The following is a 20,561-nucleotide window of genomic DNA, read 5'->3' on the forward strand; positions in this document are numbered from 1 at the left end:
ACCACTGAAATGGGGAGCTGCATGAACAATCGAAACATTGAACCGAAGCATCGCATGGCTGCGCGGACGCTCAGCCTGGCGGCCGCCGTCGCCATCGGCCTGTATGGCGTGATTGCGTCCACGCCAACTCACGCACAGGCCACCACCGGCAGTATCTTCGGCCAGGCGCCCAGCGGAAGCGGCGAGACCGTGACGGTGCTCAGCAACACCGGCTTCAGCCGCCAGACCGCCGTGGACGCCAGCGGCCACTACGCGCTCGACTCGCTCCCGCTGGGCGAGTACACGGTCACTCTGCTGCGCGATGGCCAGCCGGTGGACTCGCGCTCACACGTCACCATGCGCGTGGGCGCGGGTACCGATGTCTCCTTCGCTTCGGGCAGCGCCGCCAACGCACAGACGCTGTCGGCCGTCACCGTGCAGGCCAGTGCGTTGCCTGGCATCGACGTGACCGGCGTGGATTCGCGCACCGTGATCACATCGCAGGAACTCGCCCGCCTGCCGCTGGCGCGCAGCGCCGAAGCGATCGCGCTGCTGGCGCCGGGGGTGGTGGAAGGCAGCGGGCTGTTCAACGGCCTGAGCACCACAGGAGGCTCGGTGGTATCCCTTGGTGGATCTTCCGTCGTTGAGAACGCGTACTACATCAACGGTTTCAACACGACCGATCCGTTGAGCGGGTTTGGCGGCCTGACCTTGCCCTACGGCGCCATCGACCAGCAGGAAGTGCTCAGTGGCGGCTATGGCGCCGCCTATGGACGCTCTGACGGCGGCGTGATCAGCCAGGTCGGCAAGCGCGGCAGCAACGACTGGCATTTCGGCGCCCAGGTGCAGTGGACACCCACCGACCTGCAAAGTGATCCCAAGAATTTCTACTACGTCAACAAGGATGGCTCGCAGGGCAAGATCTATCGCCGCCGCGCCGACAACAAGTCCTGGACAACCACCATCGACGCCTATGTCGGCGGTCCGCTGATCAAGGACAAGCTGTTCTTCTTCGCTGCCGTTGAGGCCGAACGCGAGCAGGGTCTCGGCAACGCAGGCAGCACCAATGATCGAGGCGTGGGCCCGGTGACGGCACCGTTTGAAACCCACACGCGCGAAAATCGGCCGAAGTGGTACGGCAAGCTGGACTGGAACATCAACGACAACAACGTGCTCGAACTGACCGGCGCCTCGAACAAGTCTTCGTATGAAGGCACGATCCAGGACTACGACTACGCCAGCCACCGGGAGACCGGCTTCAACGGCTATGCCACGGCGACCAAGAACGGCGCGGATCTGTATTCGGGCAAGTTCACCAGCTACATCAGCGACGACCTCACGCTCAGCGTGTTGTACGGCAAGATGAAGGGCACCTACTACAGCGAAACGCCCGGCTTCGACCCGACTCAGGTCTACCTGCGCACCCCCGAGAACCAGAATCCCGCGATCACCGGCGGCGATCCGGTCACCAACAGCCAGACCATTTCCACGATCAACCTGCCGGGTCACCGCTCGACCAATACCAATCTGCGCGTGGATCTGAGCTACAGGCTCGGCGACCACACCCTTACGGCCGGCATCGACAACCAGAAGTCCTCCAACATGGACGGCGGCGTCTACTTCCCGCCGACCGGCGCGGGCTATGCGTGGGAATACAACCAGCAGGTGGACGGCAACGGCAATCCGCTGCCGGATGGCTACATCGTCGGTGGTCCGGATACCGCGCAGCCGGGCGCCGACTGGCGGAACTCGCCGTGGGTAGCGCCGACCGGCGGGCAGAACGGCTACTACGTGGCGAAGTACGAACTGCACAACAATGCGTCGGTGCGGGTGGCGCAGAAAGCGCAGTACATCGAGGACAGCTGGCAGATCAACGACCGCTGGCTGGTCAAGCTGGGCTTGCGCAACGACCAGTTCACCAACTATGGCGGTGATGGCCGTGCGTATCTGCGGCTGACGTCGCCACAACTGGCACCTCGCGTCGGTTTCAGCTGGGACGTCAATGGCGACTCCAGCTTCAAGGTCTACGGCAACGCCGGTCGCTACTATCTCGCCTTGCCGACCAGCGTCGCGTTGCGTTCCGCGGGTACCTCGCTGTTCACGCGCACCTATTACACCTACACCGGCATCGATGCCGACGGCATCCCGACCGGACTCACGCCGATCAACACCAGTCAGGGCCCGGGCGCGCCGTTGTCCGCCAACGGCGAGTACGGCCAGGCACGTGACCCCAGGACCTCCGCCTCGACCAACCTCAAGTCGGAATACCAGGACGAGTACATTCTGGGCTTCGACCGCAAGCTGGGCGACTCGTGGGTATATGGCGCGAAGGCAACCTACCGCAACCTGCGCAATGCGATTGACGACATCGGCGACAACGTGTCGATCATCGCCAAGATGAATGCGATGGGCATCGATCCTAATTCATATGACGCCACCAAGATCCCCGCATCGATCCTGATCAATCCGGGCAGCACCTCCTACTTCAATATTCCGAAGCTGGCTGGTGGCTACTACACCGTGCAGATGGACTGGAAGAACGACTTCCACTTCAACACCACGATGAAACGCAAATACTACGGACTGGAGCTGTTCCTGGAGCATCCGTTCGATGGCAAGTGGCAGGGCAAGGTCGACTATCTGTGGTCGCGCAGCTACGGCAACAGCGAGGGCCAGGTGAAGACCGACGTCGGTCAGACCGATGTATCGGCGACGTCCGACTGGGATTACGCCCAGATCATGGACTACGCCAACGGCGAACTCGCCAACAGCCGTCGACACCAGATCAAGGCGTACGGCTCCTATCAGTTGAATCCGAGCTGGATGGTCTCCGGCAACCTGACGGTGATGTCGGGCGCGCCGAAGAGCTGTCTCGGCCTGTATGCCAACAACACCAATCCGGGCCTTGGCTACGGCACGTACTACCACTTCTGCAATGGCGAACCGTCATCGCCGGGCGCGACGCACAACCCGTGGACTTATTTGCTGAGCCTGAGCACGGAATACCGGCCGGAATGGGCGCAACGGCGTCTGGGCTTCAACGTGATGGTCTACAACGTGCTTGACCGGCAGGAGACGCAGACGTACGCACGTCAGAACGTCAACTACCAGCGGCCGTTCACGGCGCAGACCCCGCGCTATGTGCGCTTCGGTGTGAACTACGACTTCTGATCGACGCTTGGTTCCGCCACACAGCGGCGCTGCCGGATTGCGGCAGCGCCGCGCTTTCCACGGAAGGCCACGGAAGGTGATCCGCATGACCCCTCATCACGTTTGCTGCGCGGTGGCAGATACCAGGTTGACCGCCGGACCTTCCGACGACAGGCACGGCCAGGGCGTCAACAGACGCCCTGCCGGGCGTGGAATTCGCCTCGACACGTGACTTTCGGCCATCCAAATCATCCGCGCGCACGTCCTTGGCGACCCCTCCAACGTCATGACTTCTGCCGCAGGACGACGTTGTACGGAGTGCCTAGACTCGCTCCCACGCGGAACGCAAATTTTTGCGTTCTGCACGCCAATCCGGCGACAGCATTTCTGAAACCCCTCGGAGATCTGGCATGTTCCTCATTCTTGACGGCGACGGCCCGCAGTACTCGCAACTGACGCGGGCCATGCGCGGCGCCATTCTTTCCGGCCGCATCACCGCCGGGCGGCGTCTGCCGCCCACGCGACAGCTGGCGCAGGAGCTTGGTTTCTCGCGCACCACGGTGCTGTCCGCCTATGAACAGCTGCGCGCGGAAGGCTTCATCGAGTCGCGCGCCGGCTCCGGCAGCTACGTGGCCGAGCTTCAGGCCAGTCTTCCGCCGCCGCCGACCGCGCGCGCCGTGGTGCCGCCCTCGCGTTACGCCGGTCGCGCCCGTGCGATGCAGGTGCGGAGAGTGGCTCGCCTGCAACACGGCATGCGCTACAACCTGCAGCACGGACATCCGCTGATCAATCCGTCCTTGAGTGAGACCTGGGGTCGCGAACTGGCTCGTGCGGCCGCCTACACGGCCACCAAGAGCGTCTCGCCACAAGGCCTGCGTGCGCTGCGGGTGCAAGTCTGCGAATACCTGGCCCAGCGCCGCGGGCTGCAGACCGTGCCGGAAAATATCCTGATCGTCAGCGGCACGCAGCAGGCGCTTTCTCTTGCCGCACGCGTGTTGCTCAACGAGGGCGACGCCGTGGTCCTGGAAGAGCCGCACTACTTCGGCGCGTACCAGACCATGCTCGCGCACGGCGCGAGGGTTTGCGCGGTGCCGGTCGACCACGAGGGTCTGCTCTGCGCATCGTTGCCCAAGCCGTCGCCGCCACTGATCTGCGTGACACCTTCGCATCAGTTCCCGACCGGCGCCGCGATGTCGCTGCAGCGACGACTGGAGTTGCTTCGGCATGCCACGACCCAGCGCTGCTGGATCCTCGAGGACGACTACGACGGCGACCTCGGCCACGCATCACAGGCGATGGCCGCGTTGCGATCGCTCGACCAGGATGACCGGGTGATCTACGTCGGCACCTTGTCCAAGGTGATGTTCGGCTCCATCCGACTCGCCTACATGGTGCTGCCTACCGCGCTGCGCGACGACTTCATCAACGCCAAGTTCCTCAGCGACTTCTCCTGCTCGGGCATCGAGCAGGCAGCACTCGCGCACTTCATGGAAAGCGGTGGATTCGAACGCCACCTGCGACTGGTCCGCAAGGAACTCAAGCTTCGCCGTGAGGAACTGATCCGCGGGCTGCGCCACCATGGCGGCGAACGGGTGGATATCGCCGAGTCGTCCGCGGGGATGCATGTGGTGATCTGGTTGCATGGCTACGATCACCCCAGGATGCAGGCACTGATCGACCTGGCGCGGGAGCGCGGCCTTGGCCTGTATCCCATCGCCCCTCACTACATCGAAGCTCCCGCGCGTGCGGGGCTGTTGATGGGCTATGGCAGCCTGTCGGCGCAGGAGTTGCGCGACGCGATGCAGCTGTTCGGCGGTTGCCTGGACGAGATGGACCGACGTGCACTGAGCATCCGGCCCAGCTTCGCGAGTCTGGGCACCTGAAGTAAGCTGGTCCGTCACCGACCAGCCTTGTTGAACCATGCACCCACGCACCACCATCACCCCCGAGCTGCGCGACTGGATTCTCACCACCACCCGCGACGGCCACAGCGTGGCTGAAGTGCTGCGGCTGATGAAGGACAACGGCTATGACCCGCGACAGAGCCGCGGCATCGTCGCCGAGGTGCTCAAGTTGTCGTTGGCGGCGCTGAACGCACAGGCGACCGGCGCCGCGCCGCGCGGCTTGCGCACCAGGCATCCGGAAGCGCCGGAAGTCGATGTTGAAGGACATGTCGTCGGCGTTTCGCTCGGCGTCGAGACGCCCGCCCTGCGCGTGCTGGAGAACATCCTCAGCGCACAGGAATGCGATGAGCTGATCGCACTGGCGCAGCCCAGGCTGAAGCGCGCGTTGACCGTGGCCAGCGATGGCAGCAACCAGGTGGACCAGCGACGCACCAGCGAAGGGATGTTCTTCACCTTGAACGAACTGCCGCTGGTCGGCCGGATCGAACAGCGCCTGGCGGCCTTGCTGGACATCCCGGCCAGTCACGGCGAAGGGCTGCAGATCCTGCACTACCTGCCCGGCCAGGAATACGAGCCGCATTTCGACTGGTTCGATCCGCAGCAGCCCGGCTACGAGGCGATCACCGCAGTGGGCGGCCAGCGCATCGCCAGTGTGGTGATGTATCTGAACACGCCGCTGCAGGGCGGTGGCACGGCTTTTCCGGAGCTCGGCCTGACCGTCACCGCCCGGCGCGGCACGGCCGTGTATTTTGCCTATGAGGGTGGCGACCAGAGCTCACTGCATGCCGGCCTGCCGGTACAACGCGGCGAGAAGTGGATCGCCACCAAATGGCTGCGCGAGCGACCCTACGGACAGCCGCGGCCGGCCTGACCGAGCCGTTCCCTCGAGCTGCGTTGCTGCGACGCAGCAGCGTTTGGCGTATCCTTGCAGACCCTGTTTCCCTTCAACCTCCTCAAGGACAGTCCATGGGTCTGCATCTCGTGCCCGCCGGCCGCAACGTGCCGGACGAAATCAACGTCATCATCGAAATCCCCAAGGATGCCGAGCCGGTCAAGTACGAAGTGGACAAGGACAGCGGCGCGATCTTCGTCGACCGCATCCTGTCCACCCCGATGCGCTACCCGTGCAATTACGGCTACGTGCCGGGCACCCTGGGTGGTGACGGCGATCCGCTGGATGCTGTGGTGATCCTGCCAATGCCGCTGACGGTCGGCTCGGTGATCCGCTGCCATCCGGTCGGCATGCTGAAGATGACCGACGAAGCGGGCGCTGACGAGAAGCTGGTGGTGATCCCCTCGCCCAAGGTGTTTCCGGGCTACGCGCACATCAACGACATGAAAGGCGTCTCGCCTCACTGGCTGGAACGCATCGGCCACTTCTTCGAGCACTACAAGGATCTGGAGAAGGGCAAGTGGGTCAAGGTCGACGGTTGGGCCGGCGCCGAAGAAGCGAAGGCCGAGATCCTCGCCGGCATCGAACGCTACAAGGCAACCAAGGCCTGATCAGCTGACGCAGCAACGGCGCGTCACCGCATGGTGACGCGCCGTTTTCGTGTCTGCGTTGCGTGCCGTTGTTCAGCCGCGCTTGAGCAACTCGCGCAGGTCGATCAGCGCCGCATTGGCGCGCGACACGTAGTTCGCCATCACCAGCGAATGGTTGGCGAAGAAACCGAACGGCGATCCGTTCAGCACCATCGGACTGTGCAACGGACGCTGCGCTTCTTCCAGTTCACGGATCACCTGATCCAGGCTGACGTCGGCATGCTTGCTGCGCAGGATCGGGCCAAAGTCCTGCTGGATCGCCTTGAGCTGCTCCAGCAGGGTCCAGGTGTAGCCGCGCGCCTCATAGAAATTGTCATCGATCTTGGTCCACGGGGTTTTCACCAGCTGCTGGCCCACCGGGCCATGCATGCTGCCAGGTTGTTCCGGTGCATCAGCCGCCGAGGCATCACCCATCCGGATCTGCCCCACGCTGGCCGATAGCCGCTGCGACAACGAGCCCAGCCGCGAAGAGACCAGCTGCAGGTAATCCGCCAGATTGTCGGCGCGCGCATAGAAGTGCGCATTGCTGTCCTCGGAATCGCCCAGGCGGCCCAGATAGCCATCCAGATGCCTGATCGCCTTGCGGTACTGGCTTTCCGAACTGGGCAGCAGCCAGCGGTCGTTGGGGCTGTTCAGCAGGGGATCGGCCTCGGCCAGGTCCTTGTCTTCGGTCGACTGCGTTTGCGAACGGCTGAAGTCGTTGCGCAACGCCCGCACCAGGTCGCGCGAGGCGGTCAGCGAGCCAAACTCCCAGTTGGGCAGGTTGTCCATGAACACACCCGGCGGCAACTTGTCGTTGCTGAGATAGCCGCCACGCTTGTCCAGCAAGGTCCGCACCGAGGTGATCAGGGTGACGGTGGTGGTGGCACCGGTGCTGATCGGACGTTTCAATTCCTGCATCCGTGATTGGGTCACCGCCACCGGATCGAACAGCGGCGGCTCGGTGTCCCACCACCACATCAGCGCCGCCACGCACAGCACCAGCAGGGCAACGAACACGAGGATGACGCGGCGAAAGCCGTGGTTTCGGTAGACGGGCGTGTGCTCGGTGGACATCACAAAACTCCTGGAAGCGTCATGGAAGCTTACCTGCTCAACGTTCCCACGGCGGTTGTTCGCCAAGGCGCTCGGCCAGAAAATCGACGAAGGCACGCACGCGCGGCGGCATCAGGCGACGCTGCGGCATCACGGCATGGATGCCGGTGGTCGCGATCGGATAGTCGGGAAGCACCTGCTGCAGTCGCCCCGAGCGCAATTCTTCATGAACGTGCCAGACCGAATGCTGCGCGATGCCGAGCCCGGCCATCACGGCATCGCGCAGCAACTCGCCCAGATTGCTCTCGAAACGGCCATGCACACGCTGCACGATGTCGTTGCCCTGGGGGTCGCGGAACCGCCACACGTCCTGCCGACCCTGGCTGCCAACCAGCAGAAGGCAATCGTGCGCGGCCAGATCCGCCGGTGTGCGCGGATGACCATGCCGCTCCAGGTACGCCGGCGCCGCGCACAGCACGCGATGATTGAGCGCCAGGTGGCGCGCCACCAGGTCCGAATCACCCAGTGCGCCGATACGAATGCCCAAGTCAAAGCCGGAGCCGACCAGGTCCAGCTGTTCGTCGGTGAGGTTCACGCTGAGCTTGATCCGCGGATACCGAGCGAGGAACTCGGGCAACAAGGGCGAGATGTACTGGCGACCGAACGAGGCCGACATGGTGACCCGCAAGGTCCCGGTAACTTCGGTGGCGGCCTGGCGCAAACCGTCGGTCAGCGCCTCCAGGTCTTCCACCAGCACGCGACCCTGTTCGGCCAACGCCACGCCTTCAGGCGTGGGATGCAACTGGCGCGTCGTCCGGTGCAACAGTCGCACGCCCAAAGCGCGTTCCAACCGTTTCAGGCGCTGGCTGGCCACCGCCACTGAAAGGTCGAGACTGCGTGCGGCAGCGCTGATGGAGCCCAGATCGAGCACCCGCAGGAACAGGCTGAGGTCGCCTACACGGTCCATGATTGTCAGTAATTCATTGAGAATGATTCGCCATCTTGGTGCTTTTTGCATAAAAGCCCAATCCCTATTCTGGGCGGACTCTCTTCAGGCTCCTCATCTATGCATTCCCCTTCCACGCGGCCGCGCACCCCGCTCGCGCTGTATGCCCTGACCGCCGGCGCCTTCGGCATCGGCACCACCGAGTTCGTGATCATGGGCCTGCTGCTGCAGGTTTCCGCCGATTTGCATGTGAGCATCGCCGCGGCCGGCCTGCTGATTTCCGGCTACGCGCTGGGTGTATTCGTCGGCGCGCCACTGCTCACCGCGGCGACCAGCCGGCTGCCGCACAAGACCGCGCTGATCGCGCTGATGGTCATCTTCACCCTTGGCAATCTGGCCAGCGCGCTGGCACCGAGTTACGCCGTGCTGATGGTTGCGCGGGTACTCACCTCGCTCGCCCACGGCACCTTCTTCGGCGTCGGCGCGGTGGTGGCGACCGGGTTGGTGGCCGAGGATCGCAAGGCTTCGGCGATCTCGATCATGTTCACCGGGCTGACCGTGGCCACCCTGCTCGGCGTGCCGGCCGGCGCGTGGCTGGGCCTGCATTTCGGCTGGCGCGCCACGTTCTGGGCAGTGACCGCGATCGGCGTGCTGGCCACGGTGATCATCGCCACGCTGGTGCCGGCTGACCGCGGTAACCACAGGCCGATGAAGTTCGCCGAGGAACTGAAAGGCATCGCGCATCCGCAGGTGCTGCTCGGCCTGTTGATCACCGTACTCGGCTTCGCCGGCGTGTTTGCGGTATTCACTTATATCCAGCCGATCCTTACCCGCGTCACCGGCTTCGCCGACGCTGCGGTGTCGCCGATCCTGCTGCTGTTCGGCGCCGGCATGGTGATCGGCAACCTGCTCGGCGGCCGCCTGGCCGACAAGCGGCTGGTGGCGACGCTGCTGGGCTCGCTGGCCGCGCTGGCGATCGTGCTGGGCGCGATGACGTTCGCACTGCACAGCAAGCCGGCGATGATCGCCTTTGCCACCGTGTTCGGCATCGTCGCGTTCGCCACCGTGGCACCGCTGCAACTGCACGTGCTGCAGAAAGCCACCGGCGGTGGCGTGCTGGCATCCAGCTTCAACATCGCCGCATTCAACCTCGGCAACGCGATCGGCGCGTGGCTGGGCGGCGCGGTGATCGGCCACGGACCGGGCCTGGGTGCCGTGCCCTGGGTGGCGGCGCTGCTGCCGTTGCTCGGCCTGGGCGTGGCACTGGGCAGCGTGCGGCTGGCTGCCAGGCGGCACGGGCCCGCGCCGATCATCGCCCGTGCCGAAACGATTCTCTGACCTTCAAAGGACGGCTTTCATGGACCATCGCAATCTCGGCCACTCCGGCTTCAAGGTGTCGCCGCCCGGTTTCGGCGCCGGCACGTTCGGCAACAAGGTTCCCTTGTTCAGCGCCTGGGGCAACATCGATATCGCCGAAGCCAAACGGCTGATCGACATCTGCCTCGACGCTGGCGGCAACCTGTTCGATACGGCGGACGTCTATCCGATGGTGCATCCGAATCGATTCTCGGCGGCGCACTGAAGGGACGCCGTGAACAGGCCAATCTCCCACCAAGCTCAAACCTGCGCGCGGGTAACGGCATCAACGATGCCGGCTCGTCGCGTCATCACCTGATCAACGGCGTGGAGCGCGCGGCTCGGCACCGATTACATCGACCTGCAGCAGTTGCATCACTTCGACGCGATGCCGCCAGCGCACTGATGCCGCCTTATCCTTACTATCCCTGCTGGCACGGCATGTTCGCCGAGCGCAACCCGCCGCCGGTCCCGTTCAACGTCCCCACGGAGTCTTCCGCATGAAAGCCGTCGCCCTTACCCGCTATCTGCCGATCGATGATCCGCAATCGCTGATCGATGTCGAACTGCCGCAACCCATTCCCGGCCAGCACGACCTGCTGGTGCGGGTCGAGGCGGTTTCGGTAAACCCGGTGGACACCAAGATACGTTCGCCCAAACCGCAGGTGGAGGACTCGCCCAAGGTGCTCGGCTACGACGCGGCCGGCACGGTCGAGTCGGTTGGCGCCACCGTGACCGGCTTCCAGCCTGGTGACCGCGTGTATTACGCCGGTGACATCACCCGCCCTGGCAGCAACGCCGAGTTCCAGCTGGTTGACGCGCGCCTGGTGGGTCACGCGCCGCGCTCGCTCGAACCGGCCGACGCCGCGGCGCTGCCGCTCACCGTGCTCACCGCTTGGGAGCTGCTGTTCCAGCGCATGCCGTTCGACAGCGAGCAGGGCGGCGAGGGCAAGTCCTTGCTGATCATCGGCGGCGCCGGTGGGGTCGGATCGATCGCGATCCAGTTGGCGCGCCGCGCCGGTTTCACGGTGATCGCCACCGCTTCCCGCGACGAGACCATCGACTGGTGCCGCACGCTGGGCGCGCAGCATGTGATCAACCACCGCGAAGCACTGGCGCCGCAGCTGCAGGCGCTGGGTTTCGAGCAGGTGGATGCGGTGCTCAACGTCGCCGACACCGATCACTACTGGGAGGCGATCGGCCAGTTGCTGGCCCCGCAAGGCCATGTCGGACTGATCGTGGAGCCGACCGGCGCACTGAAGATCGGTGACCCGTACAAGGCCAAGTGCATCGGCATCCACTGGGAACTGATGTTCGCGCGTGCGCGCTTCAAGACCGCGGACCAGGCCGAGCAGGGCCGCATCCTCGATCGCGTGGCCGCGCTGATCGACGCCGGTGAACTGCGCGGCACGCGTACCGCCACGCTTTCGCCGATCAACGTGGTGAACTTGCGCGAAGCGCACCGTCAGCTGGAATCGGGAAGTTCGATCGGCAAGCTGGTGCTCGCCGGCTGGTAAAACCAAACAGGGTGGCCTTGGCCACCCTGTTTCTTTCATCGAACCTGCACCGGATCAGCGCTGCTTTGCCCCGTCTTTCCTGGGCGAGGCCGGCTTGGCCGGCTCACCTTTCTTGCCGAAGTCCTCCATCAGCGTCTTCATGTCCTCGGCGTGCTCCTCTTCCATCGCCAGGATGCCCTCAAGCATGCGCTTGGTGGTGGTGTCCTGATCACCGACGTAGTTGATGATTTCGCGATAGCTGTCGATGGCGATGCGCTCGGCGACGAGGTTTTCCTCGATCATCGCTGCCAGCTCTTCCGGCACCACGAACTCGGCATGGCTGCGACTGGAGAGGCCGTCCGGCGAGAAGTTGGGCTTGCCATCGAGCTGGGTGATGCGCTCGGCGATCAGGTCGGCGTGACCCTGCTCCTCATTGGCGTGCTCGAGGAACTCGGCAGCCACGCTCTTGGCGTTGATGCCGGAGGCGAGATAGTGATGCGCCTTGTAACGCAGCACGCAGACGATCTCCGTGGCCAGGGCCTCGTTGAGAAGCTTGAGCACCGTCTCCCGATCCAGCGTGTAGCTGTCCGTGATCGCGCCGCGCTGCATGTGCGCGCGCGCGCGCTCACGAATGGTCTTGATATCGGAAAGGAACGGTTTTGACTTCGACTGAGTGGCCATGGGTAACCCCTTGCGTGGCGTTGGCTGCAATCGCGCCAGTCTAGTCATTTGATGTGGCGGTGGCGTCAACGCCGCGGGATGATCGCCTGGTCAGACCTCAGTGGCCTCACGAGGCAGATAGGCGCGCAGGAACATCTGCACACCGGCACGCGCAGTGGCCTCGATTTCCGCAGCGTAGGAGTCCGGACACTCGGCGCAGCCGAACATCTGCCGCATCATCAGGTTGCCCTTGATCAGGCTGAGGAACTGCGCGCTGGCACGTGGCACGTCGTCGATATCCAGCTGACCGACGTCAACCGCCTGCTGCAGCAGACGTTCCATCAAACCATGGGTACGGATGGCGCCCTCTTCCCAGATCAGCTTGCCGTAACGCGGATTGCCCTGGCGACAGTCGCTGAGGATGGCGCGGAACGTGCCGACGGTTTCGGCGTTGCAATCGAGGTGGGCATGGATGAGCGCCACCCGCAGCAAGGTGACGCTGATGTCGGCATCGGCATCGAAAGAGTAGGTGTCCTCCGGCAGCAGGTCCTCAATCCGCGAACGGATCACCTCGCGAAACAGGTTGTCCTTGTCGCCAAAATGGCTGTACACGGTCAACTTGGATACACCGGCATCGGCAGCAATGGCATCCATGCTGGTGCCGGCGAAGGCATTGCGGATAAACAGCGCCTTCGCCGCGACCAGAATGGCCGCACGCTTTTCCATGTCCTTGGGACGACCGGGACCCTGAGGTTTTACCTGCGCAAGACTGCTCATGCCTCCACCTTCACAAACGGGATCGATGGCTTTATTATACGCTCCGGTTCAATTATTTTCCAGAAAGGGGTCTGGCGCAGTTCCACCGCGCCGGCCACGCCGTCCGACCTGGTGACACCGGCCACCCGCTTCCGATGACTTCCGGCACTTCGTGGCCTGCCGCACAACCGGCACGCTGTCACCGCCGGACCCGTCATTGTGGGAGCGCACGGTAGCGCTTATCCTTTTTGACCTTTTTCAGATCCGCAACGGGACACGATCAGATGGCGATGAATATCGAGCAGGCGCGAATCAACATGGTGGAAAACCAGGTGCGCCCATGGGAAGTGCTGGACGCCCGCGTGCTGGATGTCATCGCCCGCGTGCATCGCGAGGACTTTGTTGCCGCCGAGCACCGGCAACTCGCGTTCGCCGACCTTTGCCTGCCGCTGGGCCACGGCGAAGTGATGATGAAGCCGGTGGTGGAAGGGCGCGTGCTGCAGGCGCTGGAACTGCTGGCGACGGATCACGTGCTGGAGATCGGTACCGGCTCGGGCTTCCTCACGGCATGCCTAGCCGGCCTGGCCGCACAGGTCACCAGCGTCGATATCCAGTCCGACTTCACGGCGGCAGCGGGTCAACGCCTGCGGACCGCCGGCGTTGCCAATGCGACCTTGATCACAGGCGAGGCTGTCAACGAATGGCAGCCCGATGGCTTGTTCGACGCGCTGGTGGTGACCGGGGCGGTGCACGCCATTCCGCCACGCTGGCTGACCTGGCTCAAGCCGGGTGGTCGTGTGCTGGTGGTCCGCGGTGAATCCCCGGTCCAGCATGCCACGCTGCTGACGCACGAGGACAACGGGCGCTACCGCGAAGAAAGCCTGTTCGAAACCGATCTTCCCTATCTGACCCACGCCGAGCCGCCGCCGCGGTTCGTGTTCTGACCTTCGTCCCCGATTCGATTCCCACGAGGCACCCCTCATGCGTTTGAAGCTGCTCACTCTTGCACTGGCCCTGGCCGCCATCTCGCTGCCCAGCCACGGCGAGGATCTGATGGATGCTTACCGTCAAGCACGCAACAACGACCCGGTGCTGTCGCAGGCTGACGCCAGCCGGCTGGCCACGGGCGAAGGGATCAACCAGGCCCGCGCGCTGCTGCTGCCGCAGATCAATGCGAGCATGACGCTGAACCAGACCAACGGCGGCAATCAGGTTGGCCACAGCCGTTCACGCTCGATCAACGGCACTCTGAACCAGAGCGTGCTCGACTTCAGCAAGTACGCCAATCTCAAGGCCGCCCACTCGGCCTCGCAGGCGCAGGACGAGTTGTATACCTCGGCCGGTCAGGATCTTTACGTGCGCGTGGTCTCCGCCTACTTCGGCGTGCTGACCAGCGAAGACGGTCTTACCTACGCCAAGGCCAACGAGGACGCGTTCCGGCAGCAGTTCGAACAGTCCGACCAGCGCTTCAAGGTCGGTCTTTCGGCCATCACCGACGTGTACCAGGCAAAAGCCTATTACGAAGCAGCCAAGTCGCAGACCATCACGGCACAGAACACGCTCAACGATGCACGCGAAGCACTGGCCCAGATCACCGGCACGCCCACCGGTGACCTGAAAAAGCTGCGCGACGACCTGCCGATGCTGCCGCCGTCACCCGCCGACCAGGACGCATGGGTGAAGCAGGCGCTGCAAACCAGTCCCGACCTGCTGGCCCAGAAAGCCAATGTCGAGACGGCGGAGCACAACATCAGTGCCGCGCGTGCCGCCCACCTGCCCACGATCACCGCCGGCGTCTCGTACGGCAAGGGTGCAGGCTGGTCGGAAGACAATGCCACGGCACGCTATCGCGATCCCGCCTCGACCACGATCGGACTGACCCTCAACGTGCCGATCTTTTCCGGCGGCGCCACCCAGTCACGCGTGCGTCAGTCGATCTACCAGCGCGACGGCGCTGTGGATGCGATGGAAGCGCAGCGCCGCCAGATCGTCCGCAACACGCTCAACTACTACCGCTCGGTGATCGCCGGCATCGCCCAGGTCGAGTCCGCGAAAGCGTCGGTCGATTCCGGCCGCAAGGCGCTGGAGGCGACCCGCGCCGGTTTCGAGGTCGGCACCCAGACGATGACCAACGTGCTGCTGGCGATCCAGACGCTGACGTCGTCGGAGAGCACTTATTCGCAGGCACGCCACCAGTTCATCCTGAACAAGTTGCTGCTCAAGCAAACCGCCGGAACGGCGGATGTGAAGGACATCGAGCAGATCAACGCACTGCTGCAGTAAACCTCGCCACCATCAGAGAAACGGCCGGGCTTGTCCCGGCCGTTTCTTTTGTGGCCAGCCGACGCGTCACTCCTGCAACGTGCCGTCGATGAGTTGCATGACGCGCTGAACCGCTCCGCGCTCTCGCTCGAACACACGCTTGGCGTCCTGACCCATGCGTTCACGCGTGGCGGCGTCCAGCAACAGCCGCAGCACATCCGGCCCCAGTCGCGCCATATCGGGCACCAGCATCGCGCCGCCCTGCTCGATCAGGATGCGGGTGATCTCGTCGAAATTGAACGTGTGCGGCCCCACCAGCACCGGCACCGACAACGCTGCCGGTTCCAGTACGTTGTGTCCGCCGATGGGTACCAGGCTGCCGCCCACGAAGGCCACGTCGGAACCGGCGAAGAAGGGCATCAACTGTCCCATCGCGTCGATCACGAAAACCTGATGCGAACACGACGGTGCCTGCTCGACACTGCGGGTGCCCACCGCGAAACCGAGACTGCGCACCGAGTTCTCGACCAGGCGGAAACGTTCGGGGTGGCGTGGCGCGAGCAGCAGCAGTGCATCAGGCAACCGTTTCAATACCTGCAGGTGCGCCTCGAGCACCGCCTGCTCCTCGCCTTCGTGCGTACTTGCCGCCATCCAGACGGGCCGGCGGGCGCCCCAGTGCTCGCGCATCGCCGCGCCGGCCGCGAGCGCGCCCTCGGGAATCGGCATGTCGAATTTCATGTTGCCGGTGACCAGCACCTGCTGCGGATCCGCGCCCAGCAGTCGATAGCGCGCGGCATCAGTGCGCGACTGGGCGGCGATCAGGGTCACGCAACGCAGCGCCGAGCGCAGCAAGCCACGCAGTGGCTTGTAGCCACGCAGGGAGCGCTCGGACAGGCGCGCGTTGACGATCATCAACGGAATGCCACGCCGACGGCAGGCAAAATACAGGTTCGGCCAGATCTCGGTCTCGACGATCAGCGCCAGCCGCGGCCGGATCTTTTTCAGGAATCGGCTGACCGCATACGGCAGGTCATACGGCAGGTAGACCTGGAACACGCTGTCGCCAAAAAGCTGATGTACCCGCGCCGTACCGGTCGGCGTCACGGTGGTGACCACGACATGGGCGTTGGGGTAGTCGCGCTGCAGCGCCTTGATCAATGGCTCCGCGGCATTCACCTCACCCACCGATACCGCGTGCACCCACAGGCTGCCACTGAACCCCGGTGTCTCGAAGAAGCCGAATCGCTGGGCCCAACGCTGGTGGTACGGCCGGGAACGCACCCCACGCGCCAGCAGCCGGAGTATCAGCAGCGGCGTGACCAGAAACATCGCGAGTGTGTACAGATAGCGCAACGGCAAGGCTCATGGTGTTGACGCGGCAGTATACGAGAGCGCGAGCCAGGCCACCCGGGACAGTCCTGCGCGATCCACTACAATACGCACGATGCCCGGCATGCCCCGTCCTCCGTTCACCCGCTCGCTGCTCGCGCCCCGTCATTGGCCGGCCTGGCTGGGCGTGGCCGTGATCTGGCTGATCGCGCGACTGCCGCAACCGATGCTGCTATGGCTGGGTCGCCGCCTCGGCGCCCTGGTGCTGCGCATACCGTCGGAGCGCAAGCACATCGCCGCGGCCAACATCGCGCTGTGTTTTCCCGAGCTTGATGCCGCAGCCCAGGCGCGTCTGGTCGACGCCAACCTGCGCGATATCGGACTGATGCTGGTCGAGTTCGCGCTGGGCTGGATGGGCAGCGACCGCCGCATCGCCGCCATTCCCACCCGCATCGAAGGACTGGAACATCTTGAGGCTGCGCGCGCCCGGGGCAAAGGCGTGCTGCTGGTCGGCGGCCACTTCTCGCACCTGGAACTGTGCGCGCGACTGGTTTCGCAGCAGATCAGCATTGCCGGCATGTATCGCCGGATGGACTCGACCGTGTTCGAGTGGGCGGTGCTGCGCGCGCGGCTGGATTATGCCGACGCCATGTTTGACAAGGACGACATCCGCGGCACGGTGAAATACCTGCGCCAGGGCGGCACGCTCTGGTACGCGCCCGATCAGGACATGCGCAGCAAGGACACGGTGTTCGCACCTTTCTTTGGCGTACCGGCCGCCACCATCACCGCCACCCATCACCTGGCGCGGATGTCCGGCGCGGTGGTGATTCCGTTCTTCCACCGCCGCCTGCCCGGCACCCGGGGCTACGCGTTGCGCCTGGGTGCGCCGCTGGAAGGCTTTCCCGGCCCCGACACCGAAGCCGACACCGCTCGCGTCAATGCCTGCATCGAGCAGATGGTGCGTGAGGCGCCCGAGCAGTACCTGTGGGTCCACAAGCGTTTCAAGACCCGTCCTGCAGGTGCGCCGTCGATCTACTGAATCGCCGAAAGCTTCGCAAAAGGCAGGGACGCGAAAATGTGCGCCCCACTCCCCTCCCCGACGACATGTCAGCTCAACTTTTCTGGCGCTCCTTGCGCGATCGCCGCGATGGGCGCGGCAATGCGTTGCAGCAGGCCGGCGCGGCCATCAAATACGCGCTGCGCAGCGCGCGCAGCGCCAGGCTGCATGCGGCTTGGCTGAACTTCATCTATGGCAGCCCCCTGATGTCGGCGATGCTGGCGCATGATCCGCGGCTGCTCGAGCGCGCACAGCATCACTACATCAACCGGCACATGGGGCAGGTCCGGCGCTATGCGGTCATTGCCGATCACTACCGCAGCGTCACGGCGGTCTTCCGGCCGGATATCTGCGAGGCGATCTATCTGGGCGGCCGCTACCCGCTCGGTACCTTGCGCCTGAAAGACGGCAGTGCGCTGGAGATCGAACTGCGCCGACCCACCGGACGCGGTCGGGAGGGCGAGCTGTGCCTGTGCCTGGCCGACGCGCAGGGTGAACTGCTCTCCTCGATGATCTTCAGCATCGCCGATGGCGGCCGCACACTGCTGCTCGGTTGCATGCAGGGGGCCGCAGCCGGACTGGGCCGCGAAGCGGTCCGCGAATTGACCCGGCAGAGTTACGGACTGCGTCCGAAGAATCTGTTGTTGTCCTTGCTTCGCGCGTTCGCCCAGCGGTACGGCATCGAGCGCATGCGGGGTGTGGCCAATGCGGCACACCCGTTCGCCGGGCAAGCTGACAAGATCAAGGCCGACTACGACAGCTTCTGGCTGGAATGCGAGGGCGTGCTCGATCGCGAGGGATTCTACGAACTCCCCGTCGGCGAGCCGGTCCGCGACGCGGCCCTGGTGGTGAGCAAACACCGCAGCGCTTTCCGCCAGCGCGAAGCGCTGCGGCGCGACGCCTGCATCCTGCTGCTGAACTCGCTGGATCAACACGTCGAACTGGCACTGGCAAGCTGAAGCGTGCCCGGTTCAATGCCTGCCGCGTGGCTCCGCTGAACCCGACCGCCGCTGCTCGTACAGCTTGGCGTATTTCAGGAACGCGTAGAAGGCGTGGATACGGGCCGCAATGAAGCCGGCCCAGCCAGAACGCCAATGCCCGCGCAACAGGTAGTAACGCAGGAAGGCCACAGTCGGATAGCCCACCATGCGCAAGCGCAACCACCTGATCCGGCGCCTGGTCAGGTCAGCCAGTTGCAGACTGGAATAGCGATCGGCCTTGGCCACGCGTCCGCTGATGTCGGGCTCGCCATGATGATCGATGACCACGTCGAGCACGCCGATCGGCCCGTCCACCTGCACTTCTTCGTGGACCTCATGACCACTCATGCGTGCACGCTGCCGGTCGAACAGCCGGACATAGTGGTTGAGCCGGGCGCGCCCCGATTGCCAGCGCCAGAATTGCCACTCGCGCCGCCACAGCTGGTAACCCGCGCATGCCGGCGCCAGCAGCGCGCGTTGCAACGAGGTGGCCGCCGCTTCGTCCAGCGACTCGTCCGAATCGAGCAGCAATACCCAGCGATGGCTGGCCAGGTTGATCGCCGCCTGCTTCTGCGCGCTGTAACCGGCAAACGGCTGACTGTGGATGTTCGCACCGTAGTGCGCGGCGATGGCCAGGCTGGCATCGGTGGAGCCGGAGTCCAGCACCACGATTTCCTCTGCCCAGCTCACCCCGTGCAGACAGGCATCGAGCGTGGCCGCGCTGTTGAAGCAGGTCACCACCACCGACAGCGGCTCACGCCCCATCGTGGCTCTCCCGAGGAAGCGCTTCTTCGGAGAGGCCGTCAGGGCTGCCGACGACAAACAGACTGGCGCACCACAGCCCGAGCAGCCAGGCGAACAGCAGCCCCCACCAGGCCGAATAGAAGGCCAGATGCGTATTCAGGGGAAACAGCATCACACCCAATGCCAGACTCACCGGAAACGCGCGCTCCCGCGCCAGCGGGCCCACCCGACGCCATGCGCGCCATGCCAGGACGACCGCTGCCAACCACAACAGCAGACCAAGCGTGCCGGTTTCGGTCAGCACCTCAAGCACCAGCTGATGGGCGTGACAGGCACCCTCGCCGACGCCACACGCCTCGGCGGAGACCACGAAGTGATCGTTGGCCGGTGCGTAGTGCGGATACGCATAGCGAAAGCCGCGCACGCCCACGCCATTGATCGGGTGCGCGGCAAACATGCCGACGCTGGCATGCCAGATGTCGAGCCGGCCGCTGAGCGCGGTATCCAGCGACTGGTCGGTGCCGTGCAACGCCAGCAAGGTGCGATCCATCCGCTCCTGGAAGCGCGCCGAAGTCTTCCAGGCCAAGCCACCGGCCAGCGCCAGCACGATCGCCGCGATCGCGCAGAAACCCGCGAAACGCAACGGTGAACGCGCCTCGCGCCAGGCAAAGCCCAGCGCGACCAGCCCGTAACACAACCATGCGGCGCGCGAGCCCGCCAGCAACACCGGTCCGAGAATCAGGCCGAACGCCAGCAGCAAGCCGGGCAGCCGCCAGCGTCGCCGGGCCGCCCACAGGGCAAACGGTGACAACACCGCCAGGGTGGGTCCCAGCTTCAGGTTGTCCGCACCGAAGATGCCCGAGACCCGCTCGGCCTCGGCCGGACCACCCAGACTCCATCCGGTCAACGCCTGGACCCAGGCATCAGCGCACCACAGCGCCAGCACCCAGGCCACCGCCACGTACAACGCCTGCAGCTTCTGTTCGCGGCGGATCGCGAAGCACGCGTACAGGCCCAGCGGCGCGTAACGCAGCAAGGCCGCGACCGTGCTCCAGCTCTTGCCCGGCCTGATCGCGTCCACCGCGGAGAAAAGTGCCGCGCCGACGTAGGCCGCGAGCAACCAGAGCAGCAGGCGCGCCCCGGCATGTTGTTGCAAGGCCTGCGGATCGCGCGCGAACAACATGATCACGCCGAGCAGGCACAGCAGGGTGCCCAACTCTGCGCTGCGTCCGAACGGCAGCAGCGCGACCACCAGCCAGAATGGCAGCAGGGGCGAGCGCAACGCCGCCTTGAGTGAGGTGCCGAACGAATTCATGCATGGACCGGGTAACGGTGATCCCGCATTGTAGGCGAGCAAGCAAC

Annotated in this window: 17 protein-coding genes and 1 pseudogene; 11 read left to right on the forward strand and 7 right to left on the reverse strand. The window is 64.7% G+C overall.

What is annotated here, in order from left to right:
• Positions 1 to 54 precede the first annotated feature (54 nt).
• The 4 genes from ACVWWQ_RS13895 (at position 55) to ppa (ending at position 6,536) form a co-directional block, all read left to right on the forward strand.
• On the forward strand, positions 55 to 3,150 hold the full coding sequence (locus ACVWWQ_RS13895) for a TonB-dependent receptor (protein ID WP_166669787.1): 3,096 nt from the start codon (positions 55 to 57) through the stop codon (positions 3,148 to 3,150).
• 389 nt (positions 3,151 to 3,539) lie between these two features.
• Positions 3,540 to 5,012, forward strand: a complete 1,473-nt coding sequence (gene pdxR / locus ACVWWQ_RS13900; RefSeq protein ID WP_133951556.1) for a MocR-like pyridoxine biosynthesis transcription factor PdxR — start codon at positions 3,540 to 3,542, stop codon at positions 5,010 to 5,012.
• 37 nt (positions 5,013 to 5,049) lie between these two features.
• Positions 5,050 to 5,904 carry a 2OG-Fe(II) oxygenase gene (locus tag ACVWWQ_RS13905; RefSeq protein ID WP_099654317.1) on the forward strand — a complete coding sequence of 285 codons (855 nt, stop codon included), beginning with the start codon at positions 5,050 to 5,052 and terminating at the stop codon, positions 5,902 to 5,904.
• A 95-nt stretch (positions 5,905 to 5,999) separates the two neighbouring features.
• Positions 6,000 to 6,536, forward strand: a complete 537-nt coding sequence (ppa, locus tag ACVWWQ_RS13910; RefSeq protein WP_099654318.1) for an inorganic diphosphatase — start codon at positions 6,000 to 6,002, stop codon at positions 6,534 to 6,536.
• 72 nt (positions 6,537 to 6,608) lie between these two features.
• Here the strand turns inward: ppa and ACVWWQ_RS13915 are convergent, their stop codons facing one another.
• Both ACVWWQ_RS13915 and ACVWWQ_RS13920 read right to left on the reverse strand, forming a co-directional pair.
• The gene (locus ACVWWQ_RS13915; protein ID WP_133951558.1) at positions 6,609 to 7,631 is read right to left on the reverse strand and encodes a DUF2333 family protein; all 1,023 of its coding nucleotides are present in this window, start codon (positions 7,629 to 7,631) and stop codon (positions 6,609 to 6,611) included.
• A 37-nt stretch (positions 7,632 to 7,668) separates the two neighbouring features.
• Positions 7,669 to 8,577 (reverse strand): LysR family transcriptional regulator, encoded by a 909-nt coding sequence (locus ACVWWQ_RS13920; protein ID WP_133951560.1) that lies wholly within the window; start codon positions 8,575 to 8,577, stop codon positions 7,669 to 7,671.
• Positions 8,578 to 8,646: 69 nt separating this feature from the next.
• Between ACVWWQ_RS13920 and ACVWWQ_RS13925 the strand changes: the two genes are divergently transcribed.
• From ACVWWQ_RS13925 to ACVWWQ_RS13935, 3 genes and pseudogenes are all read left to right on the forward strand, one after another.
• Complete coding sequence (locus tag ACVWWQ_RS13925) at positions 8,647 to 9,894, forward strand: MFS transporter (protein WP_457383458.1); 1,248 nt, start codon at positions 8,647 to 8,649, stop codon at positions 9,892 to 9,894.
• Positions 9,895 to 9,913: 19 nt separating this feature from the next.
• A pseudogene (locus tag ACVWWQ_RS13930) lies at positions 9,914 to 10,309 on the forward strand (aldo/keto reductase); the annotation flags it as partial.
• A gap of 103 nt (positions 10,310 to 10,412) precedes the next feature.
• Positions 10,413 to 11,429: a zinc-binding alcohol dehydrogenase family protein gene (locus ACVWWQ_RS13935; protein ID WP_133951564.1), complete on the forward strand. Its 1,017-nt coding sequence runs from the start codon at positions 10,413 to 10,415 to the stop codon at positions 11,427 to 11,429.
• A gap of 54 nt (positions 11,430 to 11,483) precedes the next feature.
• Here ACVWWQ_RS13935 and ACVWWQ_RS13940 read toward each other — a convergent pair whose 3' ends face one another.
• Together ACVWWQ_RS13940 and ACVWWQ_RS13945 are read right to left on the reverse strand one after the other, a co-directional pair.
• Positions 11,484 to 12,089 carry a ferritin-like domain-containing protein gene (locus ACVWWQ_RS13940; protein WP_099654323.1) on the reverse strand — a complete coding sequence of 202 codons (606 nt, stop codon included), beginning with the start codon at positions 12,087 to 12,089 and terminating at the stop codon, positions 11,484 to 11,486.
• A 90-nt stretch (positions 12,090 to 12,179) separates the two neighbouring features.
• Positions 12,180 to 12,845, reverse strand: a complete 666-nt coding sequence (locus ACVWWQ_RS13945; protein ID WP_099654324.1) for a TetR/AcrR family transcriptional regulator — start codon at positions 12,843 to 12,845, stop codon at positions 12,180 to 12,182.
• Positions 12,846 to 13,108: 263 nt separating this feature from the next.
• On the opposite strand from ACVWWQ_RS13945, the gene ACVWWQ_RS13950 reads away from it, so the two are divergent.
• Positions 13,109 to 13,768 carry a protein-L-isoaspartate O-methyltransferase family protein gene (locus tag ACVWWQ_RS13950; RefSeq protein ID WP_099654325.1) on the forward strand — a complete coding sequence of 220 codons (660 nt, stop codon included), beginning with the start codon at positions 13,109 to 13,111 and terminating at the stop codon, positions 13,766 to 13,768.
• 37 nt (positions 13,769 to 13,805) lie between these two features.
• Positions 13,806 to 15,107, forward strand: a complete 1,302-nt coding sequence (locus ACVWWQ_RS13955) for a TolC family outer membrane protein (RefSeq protein WP_133951566.1) — start codon at positions 13,806 to 13,808, stop codon at positions 15,105 to 15,107.
• 66 nt (positions 15,108 to 15,173) lie between these two features.
• Here the strand turns inward: ACVWWQ_RS13955 and waaA are convergent, their stop codons facing one another.
• Positions 15,174 to 16,439 carry a lipid IV(A) 3-deoxy-D-manno-octulosonic acid transferase gene (waaA, locus tag ACVWWQ_RS13960; RefSeq protein WP_099654550.1) on the reverse strand — a complete coding sequence of 422 codons (1,266 nt, stop codon included), beginning with the start codon at positions 16,437 to 16,439 and terminating at the stop codon, positions 15,174 to 15,176.
• A 100-nt stretch (positions 16,440 to 16,539) separates the two neighbouring features.
• Between waaA and lpxL the strand changes: the two genes are divergently transcribed.
• Positions 16,540 to 17,457 carry an LpxL/LpxP family Kdo(2)-lipid IV(A) lauroyl/palmitoleoyl acyltransferase gene (gene lpxL, locus ACVWWQ_RS13965; protein ID WP_133951568.1) on the forward strand — a complete coding sequence of 306 codons (918 nt, stop codon included), beginning with the start codon at positions 16,540 to 16,542 and terminating at the stop codon, positions 17,455 to 17,457.
• A 65-nt stretch (positions 17,458 to 17,522) separates the two neighbouring features.
• On the forward strand, positions 17,523 to 18,434 hold the full coding sequence (locus tag ACVWWQ_RS13970; RefSeq protein WP_133951570.1) for a DUF535 family protein: 912 nt from the start codon (positions 17,523 to 17,525) through the stop codon (positions 18,432 to 18,434).
• Positions 18,435 to 18,446: 12 nt separating this feature from the next.
• Here ACVWWQ_RS13970 and ACVWWQ_RS13975 read toward each other — a convergent pair whose 3' ends face one another.
• Both ACVWWQ_RS13975 and ACVWWQ_RS13980 read right to left on the reverse strand, forming a co-directional pair.
• Complete coding sequence (locus ACVWWQ_RS13975) at positions 18,447 to 19,220, reverse strand: glycosyltransferase family 2 protein (RefSeq protein ID WP_133951572.1); 774 nt, start codon at positions 19,218 to 19,220, stop codon at positions 18,447 to 18,449.
• On the reverse strand, positions 19,210 to 20,514 hold the full coding sequence (locus ACVWWQ_RS13980) for an O-antigen ligase family protein (protein ID WP_133951574.1): 1,305 nt from the start codon (positions 20,512 to 20,514) through the stop codon (positions 19,210 to 19,212). The genes ACVWWQ_RS13975 and ACVWWQ_RS13980 overlap by 11 nt, the downstream gene beginning before the upstream one ends.
• Positions 20,515 to 20,561: the final 47 nt, after the last annotated feature.

Source organism: Rhodanobacter sp. TND4EL1 (assembly GCF_054061035.1).